12 protein-coding genes are annotated in these 14,689 nt (G+C 60.6%); 4 read left to right on the top strand and 8 right to left on the bottom strand.

Annotated elements, in window-relative coordinates; all coding sequences use genetic code 11:
• Positions 1-31 precede the first annotated feature (31 nt).
• The gene (locus ATC00_RS24765) at positions 32-1,039 is read right to left on the bottom strand and encodes a serine hydrolase domain-containing protein (protein WP_064254786.1); all 1,008 of its coding nucleotides are present in this window, start codon (positions 1,037-1,039) and stop codon (positions 32-34) included.
• Between the two features lie 679 nt (positions 1,040-1,718).
• Here ATC00_RS24765 and ATC00_RS24760 point away from each other — a divergent pair.
• Positions 1,719-2,717, top strand: coding sequence for a helix-turn-helix transcriptional regulator (locus ATC00_RS24760; RefSeq protein ID WP_064254785.1), 999 nt, complete (start codon positions 1,719-1,721; stop codon positions 2,715-2,717).
• 223 nt (positions 2,718-2,940) lie between these two features.
• Here the strand turns inward: ATC00_RS24760 and ATC00_RS24755 are convergent, their stop codons facing one another.
• Positions 2,941-3,717, bottom strand: a complete 777-nt coding sequence (locus ATC00_RS24755; RefSeq protein ID WP_064254784.1) for a response regulator transcription factor — start codon at positions 3,715-3,717, stop codon at positions 2,941-2,943.
• 581 nt (positions 3,718-4,298) lie between these two features.
• Complete coding sequence (locus ATC00_RS24750; protein ID WP_064254783.1) at positions 4,299-5,078, bottom strand: helix-turn-helix transcriptional regulator; 780 nt, start codon at positions 5,076-5,078, stop codon at positions 4,299-4,301.
• Positions 5,079-5,997: 919 nt separating this feature from the next.
• Here ATC00_RS24750 and ATC00_RS24745 point away from each other — a divergent pair.
• From ATC00_RS24745 to ATC00_RS24735, 3 genes are all read left to right on the top strand, one after another.
• Positions 5,998-6,717 (top strand): LuxR C-terminal-related transcriptional regulator, encoded by a 720-nt coding sequence (locus ATC00_RS24745; protein WP_234782420.1) that lies wholly within the window; start codon positions 5,998-6,000, stop codon positions 6,715-6,717.
• Positions 6,718-7,129: 412 nt separating this feature from the next.
• Entirely contained in the window at positions 7,130-8,104 is a 975-nt protein-coding gene (locus ATC00_RS24740) for an AraC family transcriptional regulator (RefSeq protein ID WP_064254954.1), read from the top strand.
• Between the two features lie 168 nt (positions 8,105-8,272).
• Positions 8,273-8,488 (top strand): hypothetical protein, encoded by a 216-nt coding sequence (locus tag ATC00_RS24735; RefSeq protein WP_037380487.1) that lies wholly within the window; start codon positions 8,273-8,275, stop codon positions 8,486-8,488.
• Between the two features lie 34 nt (positions 8,489-8,522).
• Here the strand turns inward: ATC00_RS24735 and ATC00_RS24730 are convergent, their stop codons facing one another.
• The 5 genes from ATC00_RS24730 to ATC00_RS24710 all read right to left on the bottom strand — a co-directional run bounded on the left by ATC00_RS24730 (position 8,523) and on the right by ATC00_RS24710 (position 14,614).
• Positions 8,523-9,599, bottom strand: coding sequence for an ABC transporter ATP-binding protein (locus ATC00_RS24730; RefSeq protein ID WP_064254782.1), 1,077 nt, complete (start codon positions 9,597-9,599; stop codon positions 8,523-8,525).
• Positions 9,600-11,522 (bottom strand): glycoside hydrolase family 127 protein, encoded by a 1,923-nt coding sequence (locus ATC00_RS24725; RefSeq protein WP_064254781.1) that lies wholly within the window; start codon positions 11,520-11,522, stop codon positions 9,600-9,602.
• A gap of 17 nt (positions 11,523-11,539) precedes the next feature.
• Positions 11,540-12,403 carry a carbohydrate ABC transporter permease gene (locus ATC00_RS24720; protein ID WP_064254780.1) on the bottom strand — a complete coding sequence of 288 codons (864 nt, stop codon included), beginning with the start codon at positions 12,401-12,403 and terminating at the stop codon, positions 11,540-11,542.
• Positions 12,400-13,317: a carbohydrate ABC transporter permease gene (locus tag ATC00_RS24715; protein WP_064254779.1), complete on the bottom strand. Its 918-nt coding sequence runs from the start codon at positions 13,315-13,317 to the stop codon at positions 12,400-12,402. The genes ATC00_RS24720 and ATC00_RS24715 overlap by 4 nt, the downstream gene beginning before the upstream one ends.
• A 64-nt stretch (positions 13,318-13,381) precedes the next feature.
• Positions 13,382-14,614, bottom strand: coding sequence for an ABC transporter substrate-binding protein (locus ATC00_RS24710; protein WP_064254778.1), 1,233 nt, complete (start codon positions 14,612-14,614; stop codon positions 13,382-13,384).
• Positions 14,615-14,689 lie beyond the last annotated feature (75 nt).

Genomic DNA, 14,689 nt, shown 5'->3' with positions numbered 1-14,689 from the left:
GCCTTTCGCGGCTTCCGTACTTCTCAGCAACTCAATTCGTTTTCACGGAACTTACGATTTCCGCCAGGACGCCATGCAGCGCGTCGCGGTAGCCGTTGCGCGCCGATGGGCCGCTCTCCTCCGAGGTCATGACGACGGTGAGCTTCAGCGCCGGGACGATGTAGAGCATCTGACCGCCATAGCCCCAGGCGAAATGGACGGTCTCGCCGCCGATCTGGCGGGTGAACCAGCCATAGCCATAGGCGTCGCCGGAGAAAAATGAGTTCGTATGCGGCTGCCACGAAAGATCGATCCAGTCCGCCGGAACGATCTGCTGCCCGTCGGACGTCCGACCGCCTTTGCGGTAGAGTTCGCCGAAAGCGAGCAGTGATCTTGCGCTCATCGCCATCTGATTGCCGCCGAGATAGATGCCCTGCGGGTCGCGTTCCCAGGCACCGATCCTGAAGCCTTGAAGTGGCTCGAGCCAATCGCGCGCGAGCGCGAGCGTCGACTTGCCGCCGACCTTTGTGAGGATCGCCGAAAGCAGGTGCGTGGACGCGGTCGAATAGAGCATCCGCCCGCCAGGCTCGTCCGCGAAAGGCTGTGCGAGCGCGAAACGGACCCAATTGCTGCTTGATACCCAACGGCCGTAATTCGGCCCCGACAACCGGCCAAGTCCGGCCTGCATGGAAAGCAGGTTGCCGATGGTGATGTCATTGATCCGCGGATCCGCCGGCGAGGGTAGATCGTCCTTCAGCAGCGGCGCGATCTTCTGTTCCGGGCCGTCGAGGAGGCCCTTGTCGATCGCGATCCCGACCAGGGCCGATATGATCGATTTCGACGCGGATTTGATATTGGTCGACTCGCCCGGCGAGTGGCCGCGATAGCCCTGCTCGGCGATCGTCTCACCGTCACGCGCGACTAAGACGGTTTTCAGCGGCTTCAGGTCTTCCCGATCGGCAAGCCCCTTCAGCAATTCAGGGGCAGCAGGAGACTCCGCGGCCGCGGTGGAGAAAAGCGACAGGAAGAGCAGTAGGACGACGGCCAGCGATCTGATCATCGCCTCGACCTAGTGCGAACCGGCAGCGAAGTCATTACCTTCACCCAAAACTCACGACGAAGTGAATCCGCTGCTCCGTCTCCCGCACCGGTCGTGCCAGTTTTTGGCGCGATGCGTGGCAAGCAGGCCAATGACCTCTTCACCGCTCACCTGCCCGAACGCCCGATTAGAAGGTCAATGGCGCCCGGCATGCGCGGCCGCAGCGGGCAGACGGCTTCTAATTTGGCCAAAGGGGAGCTTCACGTTCGATCTCAAGGATGCCTCAAGATTACCGCGATTTAACTGTTCCTGGCGGAGGCGCCGACGGTAGTGTTCAAGCATCGGGAGCAGCATTGAACCTCAGCGGACTCTGCCTTTTCCCGCGGCACTCTGCACATCATTTGAGCAAAGTTGGGAGGCGTTAGCGTCACTTGAAAAGAAGGAACTGGAATTTTCAATCTTGCCACTTGTAAGCCGCCGTCTTGTTGCATAATCGCACGCTAACAAAACCGGCGCGAGACGGCGATGGCAGCGACTTTGCCTTGCTCGCACGCCTTGGTCCGTTCAATCCGAACGAGACGCTCGCGGCGCCGCCGCAGGTGTCACAGCAATGGACTCACATGGTGCTAGAAACGCGGCCAGGCGCAACGGGAGGATGCGCCGGGTCAATATGTCTTGATTTCTCTTTGGGAAATTGGCGATGCAAGGGCAAAAGCAGGGAATGAAACTTTCATATCTGGGCAGCGATGCCGAAGAACTCTCCGAAGTTTTAACGCGCTGCATCGGACCCGTCCGGGTGCAAAGACCGCTGAAGACGGATCTCTCCTATAGTTATGAGTTCGCCGCCGCCGGGCGCGTCGCCTTCAGCCGTGTGATTTCCCACGGCAGTCTTAGCATAGGCCAGAAGGATGAGGTACCTAAGCTACTGATATTGCTGCCCCTGCACGGCTCAGCCTGCGTGCAGGTAGGGCGAAGCGAGAGCCTGATTTCCAAGCCGGGCGAGGCAGCAATCCTCGACGGCAACAGACTGTCGGAACTGCAGATCGAGGGAAGTCGCAGCCACCTTTCCTTCGTCATCGACCAGGAAGAGATCTTCCAGCGCCTCCGTGGCTCCCTGGAACGGCCTGTCTACGGCTCGCTCGACTTCACCCCCCAACTCGACCTCGCAGACGGGGCGGGCCAGATCATCTTTAAGCTGTCGCAGATCATGGCCACCAGCTTCGGCGCGGACGGCGCGATGCATAATATGCCCGAAACGCTTTCCCATCTGTCCGGAAGCATCGTCAACCTGCTGGTCGATACGGTGCCGCATCGGTTCTCCACCGCCTTGAACCAGGGCGAGTGGCTGCCGTCACCGAGGCACGTCAAGCGTGCCGTCGATTTCATGCACGCCAATCTCGCCGGGCCGATGTCGATGACCGACATCGCGGAGGCGGCCGGCATCGGCGTTCGGTCCCTGCAGGAGGGTTTTAAGCGGTTCAAGGGCATGACGCCGATCAGCTACCTCACCCAACTGCGCATGGAAGCGGCCCACCGGGACCTTTTGAAAGCGGATCAAAGGATCTCGGTGGCGGAGATCGCCCGCAAATGGGGCTTCAGGCACATGGGTCGTTTCGCGACTGAATACCGGAAATGCTATGGTTGCCCGCCTTCGGAAGCGCGCAACGGACTACCCCTTCACGTGGAGCCGGGCGATTGAAACCCGCTGGCGCCGCGGCGGCGCCGCATCGCACGGCCACTCAACGGCGGCTGCTGTGTACGATCGATCAGCCGCGAGTCAAAAGACCTACGGCCACTTTGCGTTGCTACATGTTCCTATCCCCAATCGGCGGCGATTAACGGAACATGCAGTAACGTCGCCTCTCATACGATCACAACGAACCGGCTCATGCGAGCCGGCCCCCTGAACAGGTCGGGTCTGATCAATGATAGCCCGCTTCGCCGGTAAAGAGGTCATTCAGCTTGTATGCCACCTCGGTCCGGTTCGTCGCCTTCAGCTTTTTCATGATGTTGCGGATATGGACCTTCACGGTGCTTTCGCGAAGATTGAGCTCATAGGCGATGATCTTGTTCGCCTTGCCCTTGCGAAGCGCCTGGACGACTTCCGCCTGCCGAAGCGTGAACATTCCGGCCAGAGGCGGGGCTTCCGGTCTTTCGGTCTCGATCAGATGCCGGACCGCCAGGACACTGCTCGCCGGCAGGAAGATTCCGCCCGCGATCGCCAATCCGATCGCTTCGATGCAAACTTCGACGCCAACGGACGTCGGAATATACCCCCTTGCGCCGCATTCGAGCACCCGCAGGATCTGGGAGAGATCGTCGATATCGGAGAGGACGACGACCGGCACCGGTCGGAACTCGGAGGCGAGTTTAGCGATTTCGGCCGCGACATCGGCGACCTTGCGCGCGCCGATGTTGAGGAGAACGGCGCCGACCGGCGGGCAGTTGCTCTGTTTCGCTCTCCATTCATCGATGGAACCGAAGGCGCCGACTTCCATGCCGAGCCCGTGGGTGGTCAAGGTCCTCGCCAAGCACTCACGGTCCAACGCACGGCTGTCGAGGAGAAGAAGGCAGCGTTTGTCGAGCCCCTCCACCTGCTGCATTTCCTCGTCTTTGGCAAGCTGGGTGAAGCTGCTCGCACCGCGCGTCTCCTGCGCAAACGCCGGCATTTTTTCAAATCTCGAAATCAAAGTAGCCATTGCAAATCCCCTTAACTAAAAACGACCGCTATATATACAAACGCTACAAACCCCTAAAGACTGGTTCCGTAAACATTTCTCGAAATACTAAAAATACCACTTTCGAATTAATACTCTCGGCGCATATCTTCAGGAGCAAACCTTCAACGCGACACTGAACCATCAAAAATAAACGTTTAATACACAATAGTCTAGTAGAGCACCACCAAAAAACGAAGGGACCTCCGCTCGAACATCGCGCCTCGGCCGAATATGGGCGATGATGACCTACCGCCTTTGCCCGTCCCTTTTCGCCCGTTGCCCGTTGATGAAGGCGTGTCCTTTCTAGGCGGTTGGGAAGCCTTTCTCCTTCCGCGATTGAGCGCCACCGCCCCAGCTCCGACCCTAAGGCGAAGTATCGGATTAGGTGACGCCTGATCGCATTTGACAATTGTAGAAAATAGAGGATGGCTACCGCCTTCGATGGCTGACCGGGCGTCCCTAATCCATCTTTCGCAGTATTCGCGGCGCTATCGGGCGCGCGGCCGATGATGTGACCGCAGGCGACCAGCTTTCCGGCAGCCCCAGCTTGCCGGACGCGCTCAGATCGTGGAGCGGAACTCCTTCAGCGCCGATGATTTCCGGTCCTGGAAGCTGCGGTATCTCGCCGCTGCCTCGGTTCGATTGTGCGCGCCAAGCTTGGTGATGATATTGTGCAGATGGATCTTCACAGTATGTTCCGACAGGCGGATTTCAGCCGCGATGATCTTGTTCTGCAGCCCGCGCGAAACCATCTCGAGAATCTGCAGTTCGCGGGCTGTCAGGTCCGCAACGCCCTCGACCTCTCCGCGCGCGTTCGCGGCGGCGCCATTGTCGGACGGCAAGTGGTGAGCGCCTTTGCTGGCCTGGAACATGAACTCCGGCGGAAAATAGGCGCCGCCGCAGAGCATCAGCCGGATCACCGACAGCCAGACGTCAAGCCTGACGTTCATGGGCAGCATGCCCCGGACGAGCGGCGAGCGCAGAATATCGCCGAAGGACGAATTCTGGCCCTGTCCATGCGGTTCGATGATCGCCGTAAGAGCTTGCGGATGCAGGTGCAAGAGCCGGCTGGAGGCTCCCTCGAGTGCTCTCATCAGCCCAATGTCGACAAGGATCAGGGAGACCGGATGCAGGAAGGATCTGCATGCGGCGTTGACGTCGTCGACCTGGTCGACCAGCACCCATGGAAATTCGCGTTCCATCGCCTCGATCAACCGCTCCGAAACGCTTCCCACGCTCGATACGATCAGAATGACCCGGCGGGGCTCTGCCCGCCGTTTACCTTCTGCAAAGCCTGCGGCTCCAACTCTACCCTGATCAGCCACGTTCCGTAACGCCATACCCCTCACCCGCTCCATCGGTCGGCAACTGCTGGTCGATCGAACCTGCGCAATTCACGTCGCTTCCGCGAACTCTAGCCCAGCGCGCGCCTAGTCGCGACGAAGCAAAAGGTGTGACCTATCCATTGAAAGTTTATTAATCGGCGAAGCTTTGCCCCGCCGGCTTCATCCAAATGAACGAGACCGGTACCGCGACAGCATCCATCTTGTGAAGCCTTAGGAACCTCTAGCGAGCGATATGGGCGCGGCCGAATGCCGAGCGCCGCTGAAACCTGTTGCCGAGCGAGATCGCAGAAGTTGTTCCGCATCGATCGCTTCCGTCTGCACGAATGCAGACAATTGGCAACACTCGCGAAGTTCAGGGACGTCATCCAAGACCAACAATGTACCGCTCGACGAAACCCGGAGGAGTAACCTGCAATCGCCTTCGCAACGAAATAAGGTCCGGAGCGTCTTTTCTCGAAGAGCTGAAACTGTACCTCTCGCCACGGCGCTCTAAGCGCAAACTATGCCAATAAATAAGGGATTAAGGATAGAAAAAACTTCGCCAAAAGGCGTACGTTCTTTCCTCGTTATATGCCTCACGTGTACGCATTTTTCTGCACTGTTCAGACGTGAACAAATGACAGAGACTTACGACAAAGATATTTCTCGATCATTTCCGCTATTACCTCAAACTTTTGCAGCTAAGGTTTTTTATTTTAGTTAGTATTATTTCGAGGCGAATGTGATTAACGAAGTAGGCGCGTTAAGAACTAACCCAAAAAGCAGATCCCTCGACCGCACGGAGCGTTTGGCGAGCGACGGAGGGGAAACGGCCGCAATCTCTTCAGGCCCGAGCGACCGCGGGGAGGCCCAAACCGGGCCTGCTCACGAGCACCTTGGCGAAACATCGCACGATAGGGAAACGGAAGCGCGGCTGCCGCAAGAGCGACACCTTGTCGTGATCGACGGGCGAGTGCTCTGGCGCGACAGCCTTGCGCGAAACATCGCTGCCGACCATCCTGGCAATCCCATCGTCACGTTCGAGTCCTCCGCCGAATGGAGACTGCAACGCGAGGAAGGTGCGCCGCCGTCGGCCATCCTCTTGAACATCGCCGACAAGAAGATCGATGATCCGGCAGTCGAACAGGACATTACGGCACTCGCATCGGAGGTCGCCCCGGTACCGGTGATCGTCCTGTCCGACAGGGACGACCTGACACAGATCGTGAAAGCGCTGAAATATGGCGCAAAGGGCTATATTCCTTCCTCGGTAAGCGTCGATGTCTGTATCGAGGCTATCTCCCTTTCCCTGGCAGGCGGCATCTTCGTTCCCGCAAGCAGTGTGTTCGCGATGCGCCACCTGTTCGAAACGGAGGGTGCCGTCGAACGACCGCTAGCCGGTCTGTTCACCGATCGCCAGGCGGAGGTTGTGGAGGCCCTGCGGCGTGGAAAGGCGAACAAGGTCATCGCTTACGAACTCAACCTGCGGGAAAGCACGGTCAAGGTTCACGTCCGCAACATCATGAAAAAGATCAAGGCGGCCAACAGGACCGAGGTCGCCTACAAGATCAAAGATCTGTTTCCGGACCACCCTCCCCTACAGGAACCTGGCCCAACGAACACAAAAGACAACGGCTCCGACAATCGCGAATGAGCGGCATCGCGTCTGCGGCTCTGCGACAAGAGCCAGCCGTAGCGCATTTTGTAGTCAGGCCGGACCGCCCGACTCTGGCCGGCTATTCGACGCCGAAGCACGTGGCGCAGGACAAGTTCGATCGCAAGTTGATCGCCTTGTGGACATCCCGAAACGTGAATATCCGCAGCGCGCAGTTTCTGTCCGTATCACGCCGAGATGTCTCGGCCGCCCGATATTTTTGTAGAGCTTTCGTCCGTCCGCAAGGACGAATAGCGCCGTGCGATTCTTCATTCGCGAGAATGGGATAGCGGGGTAGGTTCACGGACCTGGGATGCGGAAAATGGATGCGCCGGCAGCTGCAGCCGACGGCCTCAATTTCGGTTTTGCCTTGTGGCCAGTCCCGCCTCCGCTAGGGGAGGATAACAGCGAAGTGGACAGGATTTCTATTGCAGCTACATCATTTCACGGCTTCGATCCGGATGAACTTGCAGCCGTCCTGTCCACGCCCGCCTCTCCAATCAAGGTCGAGAAGCTGAGCGGCGAAGCTCTTTCGTTTGACTGCGAGTTCTATTCGACCGGGGTTATTTCCTTCGGCAGCTGCGCCTATGAAGGCGAAATGGAATGCAAGCGGCAGGCGCCGAGCGACAAGCTGCTGATCTTCGTGCCGACACGAGGAGCCGCCCTGTTTGAGCCCGGTGGCAGGGAAATCTGGTCACGGCCCGGCCAGGGAACGATCGTCGATGGGGCGCGCAGCGAACGCGTTCGGCTATATGGCCCGCGCCGGCATTTCACTCTGTTCATCGACCAGCGCAAGATTACCAATCACCTGATCAACATGCTGGAGCGGACAATCAGCGGCAATCTTGAATTCTACCCGCATATGGACCTCACCGCCGGACCGGGGCTGGCTCTGGCACAACTCGTCGAAACCACGTGCCAGGGACTGCGGGGCGACGCCCCCCTGCGGCAATCGCCGCTCGCCCTTGCGTCGCTCGGCGATGCGGTGACCCATCTCATACTGGAAGCCGTTCCACATCGCTACTCGGATCAGCTTGCCAGTACGGCGCCGCTGCCGGCGCCGCGGCATGTGAAATGGGCGATCGATTTCATGCAGGCCCATATCGCGGAGCCGATTACCATGGCTGAAATTGCCGCGGCGGCGAAGGTCAGCGTGCGCACGCTGCAGCAGGGATTTCGGCTGTTCCGCATGACCACCCCCATGGCCTATCTGCACGAATTGCGGCTGACCGCCGCCCACCAGGATCTCATGAACACCCATGAGGCCCAAAGCGTCGCCGAGATCGCCCTAAAATGGGGCTTCACCCATCTTGGCCGCTTCGCAGCAGACTACAAGAAGCGCTTCGGCGTCCTGCCTTCGCAAACGATGCGAAGCGGAAAGCGCTGAAGGCAAAACTGATAAGGACGGGCTGTCTGGCAAGAGGAGCGCTACCGCCCTTCGATCCGCAGGATAGGCGCCCGACAACAGCCTGTTACCAAGGGAACCCCGCACTACGGCAGACCGGTCAATAACAGGGCGGCGCAACTCGAAGCGCCAGCAACGAAGTACCTGCAGATGACGCCCGAACGTTTTGCCGAATGTCTCGCCAGTTTGCGATGGACGGCGATCGACCTGACATCCGCACTCCAGTGCCAGCTTTCCTGGATCGAGGCGATGGAAGGCGGACAGGCCGAGATTCCGGAGGACCTGGCTCGCTGGCTGGAGAGCCTCGCGAAATGCCATGAAGCCGCGGGCATTCCAAGCCACTATCGCGGCGTGGCGCAGTTTTGACGGCAAGCCTGCACTTCGCCCTGCTCGTCAAGGCTCAGCCGATCCGCGCGCCGCTCGCATGGAAATACCGTCGGTGCTCGCGCGGCGCCGTCAGCCATACCGCCGATCCCGCCGGGATGTCGTCGCCTTCCCGCAATTCCACGACGACATTCTGCCCATCGCCGAGCTTGCAGTAGACGTAGCGCGTGCCACCAAGATACTCGGTGAATTCCACGGCCGCCTGCACCGCATCCGGTCCATTGGCAACCACCCTCATATGCTCGGGCCGCATGCCGAAGACGATCCCTTCGCCGGGTCGAAGCCCGTCCAGGCAGGCATCCATCTCGCAGCCGGCAAGCCGCATTTTTCCCGAGCCTCGCCATTCCGCGTCAAGCAGGTTCATCCGCGGCGAGCCGATGAAGCCGGCAACGAAGGCGTTGACGGGATGCTCGTAGACGTCGCGCGGCGTCCCGGTCTGCTCGATCCTGCCGTCCCGCAGGATGACGATCTGGTCGGCGAGCGTCATCGCCTCGGTCTGGTCGTGCGTCACATAGATCATCGTATTGCCGAGTTCGCGGTGCAGCCGCGCGATCTCGACACGCATGGAGACGCGCAGCTCGGCATCGAGATTGGAAAGCGGCTCGTCGAACAGGAAGACGTCCGGCTTGCGCACGATCGCCCGGCCGATCGCGACGCGCTGGCGCTGGCCGCCCGACAATTGCCCCGGCCGCCGGTCGAGCAGATGGTCGATCTTGAGGATTTCGGCGGCCTGCCCGACGCGTCGCTCGATTTCGGTGCGCTCGGTACGGGCCATCTTCAGTCCGAACGCAAGATTGTCCCGCACACTCATATGCGGATAAAGCGCATAGGACTGAAAGACCATTGCAATGCCGCGCTCCGACGGATCGAGATCCGTCACGTCGCGCCCCTTGATGGCGATTTCCCCGTCGGTCACCTCCTCGAGCCCGGCGATCATGCGCAAGAGCGTCGATTTTCCGCAGCCCGACGGTCCAACGAAGACGACGAAGTCTCCGTCCCTGATCGTCAGGTCGATGCCATGCACGACCTGCAGCGCGCCGAAGCTCTTGCGCACGCCGCTAAGTGCCACGCCGATGCTATCCCGTTCGGTCATCTAGGCGCCACGCTTCTCGGCTTGAAGCCAGACGAGCATCTCGCCGGGCGCGCGATTGTCCCAGAGGTGGTAGGGCACCAGGCGGAGTTTTGCCTCGTGTCTGGCCGCCGGCTTGGAACGATACAGCGCCTCGCCCCAGTTCTGGGTGTCCTCACGCTCGACGGGCAGTTCCACGGCGACTGCATCTTCGAGGTCTCTCATGATCGAAGTCTTCGTTTCAGGCAGGTGTTCCGGCACGACGATGGCGCTGAGATCGCCGCCATTGTCGACCTCCTCGGCACAATAGACCAGCGGCCCGCGCATCAGCGCGACGCGGCCGGCATCCTGCCGCACCTTCGGATTGGCGTATTGCGGACGAAGCGTGAGCGGCAGGTCGAGCGAAACCTCAGCGCCATCGGTCCATTCACGCTCGATGCGGGCATAGCCGTCCAGCATCACGGCACCGAGGTCGATGCGGCCGCCGTTAACCGACAGGCTGGCGCCCTCCGCCCATTCCGGAATGCGCAACGACAGGGCGAATTGGCGCGGTTCCTTGAGTTCGAGCCGGATCGAGACCTTGCCGTCCCATGGATAGTTCGTCACTTGCCGCAACGTGACATTTGAGCCGCCGAGTTCGAGCCGCGCGGTGCTTTCCCCATAGAGATGAACGGCGATCTCGTCTGCCGCCACCCCATACATATAGGCACCTACGGAAGCGACGAGCCGGGCGATGTTGGGCGGGCAGCAGGGGCAATTGTGCCATTTCCAGCGATGATGCTTGCCGGTGCTTTCCAGCGGGTTGTCGTAGAAGAAGGTCTTGCCGGTGAGCGAAAGGCCGGTGAGCGCGCCATTGTAAAGCGCCTGTTCCATGATGTCGGCGAAGCGCCGGTTCGGCCCGCGCCCGAGCATGCGGCTTGCCCAGAAGACCAGGGCGACCGAGGCGCAGGTCTCGGCATAAGCCGTGTCGTTCGGCAAATCGTAATAGTCGGTGAAGCCTTCGTTCTTCGCCGAAGGGCCGATCCCGCCCGTGACATACATCTGCTTGGTCGTCAGATCATCCCACAATGTCTCGAGCGCTGTTGTGAGCGTGTCGTCCCTGTACTCGGTGGCGAGATCGGCCATGCCGGAATACATGTACATGGCGCGGACCGCGTGGCCGACCACCTTCTTCTGCCGGCGCACGGGCTCGTGGGACTGGCTGTATTCGTAGGTCTTCTGGATATAGTCCTTCGGCGAACGGCCGTCGCGGATCGCCTCCTCGGTGAAGAAGTGCGGCTCCTGGCCCCGCTCATCGATGAAGAACTTCGAAAGCTCGAGATACTTCTTCTCGCCGGTGACGCGCGCCAGCTTGACGAGCGCGAGCTCGATCTCCTGGTGGCCGCAATAGCCGGCGATCTGCCCCTCGCCGTGGCCGAATTTGCCGATCATGTAGTCGGCAAAGCGGCACATGACGTCGAGCAGCTTGCGCTTGCCGGTCGCCTGGAAATAGGCGACGGCCGCTTCGATGAGGTGTCCGGCGCAATAGAGTTCGTGATGGTCGCGCAGGTTCGTCCAGCGTCGGTCCGGCTGCACCCGCTGGAACCAGGAATTCACATAGCCGTCCTTGTCCTGCAGCCGTTCATACATGTCGATGATATCGTCGGCTCTGGCCTCCAGCTGCGGATTGGGCTTGCGGTAGAGGGAATAGGCAATGGTTTCGATCGACTTCGCCAGATCGCTATCCCAGAACATCTGCGTCGTTCCGCCCCAAGGCTGGATGGGGATGACGATCCCCGGGTTGGCGCGCCTCACGTCGAGCGCCTGCAGCATGCCCGCCTCGACGCAACGGTCGAGCAGGATCTCGGCCGTGGCGTCGCAGACGGCATCCTGCCACTTGCCCCAGAATCCTCCAACCCGGACATCCGGAACGGCGACGGGCCTGAACTGACGGTCCTTATTGCTCATGATGTGCCTTTCTCTCGTTATTTGACCGCGCCGGCCATCAGCCCGCGCATGTAGTAGCGTTGCAGCAGCAGGAAGACGATGAGGCACGGCACCACCATGACGGCGACGCCGGCCTGGACTGCACCCCAGTTGATCGCTCCGAGGCGGCCGGCGCGGACGGCCGTCATCAGCACCGGGAGCGTATAGTTGTCGTTGCTGGAGAGCAGCACGAGGGCCGCAAAGAACTCGTTCCAGGCATTGAGGAAGGCGAAGATCGACACGGTCGCGATGCCGGGCATGACAAGCGGCAGCAGTACCCGGACGAGAAGCCGAAGATCGCGCGCGCCATCGATGCGGGCCGCCTCCTCGATTTCCTTCGGCACCGCGTCGAAGGCGTTGCGCATCATGAAGACCGAGAACGGCAGCTGCAGCGTGACATAGACGAGCATCAGGCCGAAGAGCGAATTGTTGAGGCCGAGGCGCGCCAGGATGATGAAAAGCGGCGTCAGGATCGACTGGAACGGGATCATCAGCGTGGCGATAATCAGGACGAAAAGCGCATTCTTCAGAGGAAAGCGGTAGCGGGAGAAGCCATAGCCGGCAAGCACGCTGACCGCGACGGTCAAGACCACGGTTCCGAGCGACACCACCAGCGAGTTCATTGTGTGCTGCCAGACGCCAGAGCCGAAGCCGTCGAGGATGCGATAGGCATCGAAGCTGATACCTGACAGCGGCCATGGCGGCAGCGGCGGCAGACCGGATTCGCTGTTCGGCCGGAACGATGCCAGGAAGCCGATCCCGAAAGGAGCCAGGAAGAAGAACGCCGTGCCGATGCCGACCCCATGAAAGGCGACCCGGTCGCGCAGCGCCTTGCGGGCGCGGATTTCCCGGCGCGTCCTCATGGCCTCTCATCCCCCACATTGAGCAGCCAGAGCTGGAAGATGCTGATGGTGACGAGAATGGCGAGCAGCGCGATCGAAAGTGCCGCGCCATAGCCCAGGTTGAAGGACACAAACGACTGGTTGAAGATGTAGTAGACGACCGAGATCATGCGGTTCTGCGGGCCGCCGCTGGTCATGATGTAGAACTGGTCGAAGGCGAGGATGGAGCCGGTGACCGACAGGATCAGTGCCAGCGCCATGGTCCGGCGCATCAGCGGCAGCGTCAGATAGCGGAATCGCTGCCAGCGTCGGGCGCCGTCGATGCGGGCGGCCTCCGTCAGTTCCGCCGGAATTGCCTGCAGGCCGGTGAGCAGGATGATCATGGTGAAGCCGGCGATCTTCCAGACGACCATGACGATGATGGTCAGGAATGCCGTATCGAAATCGGCCAGCAGGTTGATGCGGCCATTGGTGAGCCCGAGCCGCTGCATGAGCGGGGCGAAGAGACCGCTGTCGACATTGGCAAGCCACACCCACAGCAGCGAGGCCGAGGCGAGCCCGACGACGACCGGCAGGAAGATGATCGTTCGATAGGCGGAGACCAGCGGCCGCGGCTTCTCGACGAACATCGCCAACGGAAAGGCGAGGGCGAAGATCGCGATGGTGACGATGATCGTATAGTGCGCGGTAAAGCCGAGCGCCGCCATGAAGCGCGCGTCGCTCACCATGCGCACATAGTTGCCGAAACCGATCCATGCCGGCTTCCCGAGCAGCGGCCACTTGTGCAGGCTCATCCAGACGGTGAAGAGCACCGGCAGGACAAAGAACACTGTCACCAGCGCCATCGCGGGTGCAATATAGAGTAGTCCACGCCAGCCGGACCGCTTCCTCTTGCGGTGATGCAGCGACGGAAAGGCGATGCCCGACATCGTCATGCGTGTTTCTTCGATCCAGGTTGCGGGTGCTGGAAGGGCAACTTACCCTCCCAGCGGTACGGGGCTACTGGCCCGCGTCGATGATCGACTGCATCTCGGATTGCGCATTCGAGAAGGCGCCGTCCACATCGTCACCGTAGATTGCCGCATTGATGAAAGTTGCCCACGGGCCGTTCGACGAGTTGATCAGATCATTGAACTGCAGCGTATAGGGCGTCTTTGCGACTGCGATCGCCTCGATGCCGACCTTGAGACGCGGGTCGAGGCCTTCGAGAACCTCACCGGCGATATCGCCACGGGTCGGCAGGCTGCCGTATTTCGCCATGATCTTCTGGCCCTCCATCGAATAGGTGAATTCGAGGAATTTCTTGACCGCCTCGAGCTTCGGCGTGCCCTTGGTAACGACGAAGTTGTCGCCGCCCGCAAAGGAGGACGGCTTGCCGTCGACGCCCGGGATCAGCGTGACGCCGAAGTCAATCTCCGGATGCTGGGTGACGAGCGTGCCGATGGCGAAGGCACCGATGCTCTGCTGGCCGATCTTGCCATTCGTGAAGGTCAGGAAATTGACGCCGTTGTCGCTGGCGGAACCGGCGGGCACCGTGTCCTTAGCGACAAGGTTGCGATAGATGTCGACGGCCTTGCGCATCTCAGGCGTGTCGAGTGTCGCCTTCTTGCTGTCGGGGGAGAGAATGTCGGCACCCGCCCCCCAGACCAGCGGCGTGAAGGTGAAGATCATGCAGCCGCCGCAGCCGCCGCCGGAGAAGTAGAAGCCGTAGGTATCGCCACCGAGCGCGCGGATCTTCTCGGCATTGGCGGTGATCTCCCCCCAGGTTTTCGGCGCTTTTTCCGGATCGAGGCCTGCCTTGCGGTAGAGCTCCTTGTTCCAGGCGAAGATCGATGTCTCGACCGAAAGCGGAAGGCCGTAGATCTTGTCCTCATAGGTGCCGAGCTTGACATGCGACGGCGAGAGCGAACTGAAATAGGGAAGCGACTTCGCCCATTCACTCAGGTCCTCGAGTTGACCGGCGGCGGCAAAGGCCGGCGTGTAGATCAAGTCGAGCGACAGCGCATCCGGCGCCTGGCCGCCGGCGATGGCGGTGGCGTATTTCTGCACAAGTTCGGAAAAGGGAACTTCGGTCAGTTCCACCTTGTCCTCACCGGCCGCATTGTAGGCCTTGACGACTTCCTTGAAGGAGTCGCCGATGCCGGTTCGCACCCACATGCTGATCGTTTCGGCAGAAGCAACGGAGAGCCCCAGCCCGTAGGCAAGCGTCGTTGCAAGCAATCTCTTCAACACTTTCCATTCCTCCTCTTGACCGGAGCCGCTTCAATGCAGGCTCCCTCTTCCTCGTTCAGTCGCACGTGGCCGGCC

Origin of the sequence: Sinorhizobium americanum, from assembly GCF_001651855.1 — a bacterium.
Taxonomy (GTDB): domain Bacteria; phylum Pseudomonadota; class Alphaproteobacteria; order Rhizobiales; family Rhizobiaceae; genus Sinorhizobium; species Sinorhizobium americanum.
This window is presented reverse-complemented; position numbering and strand designations above follow the sequence as displayed.

What these genes read in the sequence shown, in the direction of transcription:
- ATC00_RS24765 (WP_064254786.1), bottom strand. Translation starts at nt 1,039, where the DNA reads ATGATCAGATCGCTGGCCGTCGTCCTACTGCTCTTCCTGTCGCTTTTC.
- ATC00_RS24760 (WP_064254785.1), top strand. Translation starts at nt 1,719, where the DNA reads ATGCAAGGGCAAAAGCAGGGAATGAAACTTTCATATCTGGGCAGCGAT.
- ATC00_RS24755 (WP_064254784.1), bottom strand. Translation starts at nt 3,717, where the DNA reads ATGGCTACTTTGATTTCGAGATTTGAAAAAATGCCGGCGTTTGCGCAG.
- ATC00_RS24750 (WP_064254783.1), bottom strand. Translation starts at nt 5,078, where the DNA reads ATGGCGTTACGGAACGTGGCTGATCAGGGTAGAGTTGGAGCCGCAGGC.
- ATC00_RS24735 (WP_037380487.1), top strand. Translation starts at nt 8,273, where the DNA reads ATGACGCCCGAACGTTTTGCCGAATGTCTCGCCAGTTTGCGATGGACG.
- ATC00_RS24730 (WP_064254782.1), bottom strand. Translation starts at nt 9,599, where the DNA reads ATGACCGAACGGGATAGCATCGGCGTGGCACTTAGCGGCGTGCGCAAG.
- ATC00_RS24725 (WP_064254781.1), bottom strand. Translation starts at nt 11,522, where the DNA reads ATGAGCAATAAGGACCGTCAGTTCAGGCCCGTCGCCGTTCCGGATGTC.
- ATC00_RS24720 (WP_064254780.1), bottom strand. Translation starts at nt 12,403, where the DNA reads ATGAGGACGCGCCGGGAAATCCGCGCCCGCAAGGCGCTGCGCGACCGG.
- ATC00_RS24715 (WP_064254779.1), bottom strand. Translation starts at nt 13,317, where the DNA reads ATGACGATGTCGGGCATCGCCTTTCCGTCGCTGCATCACCGCAAGAGG.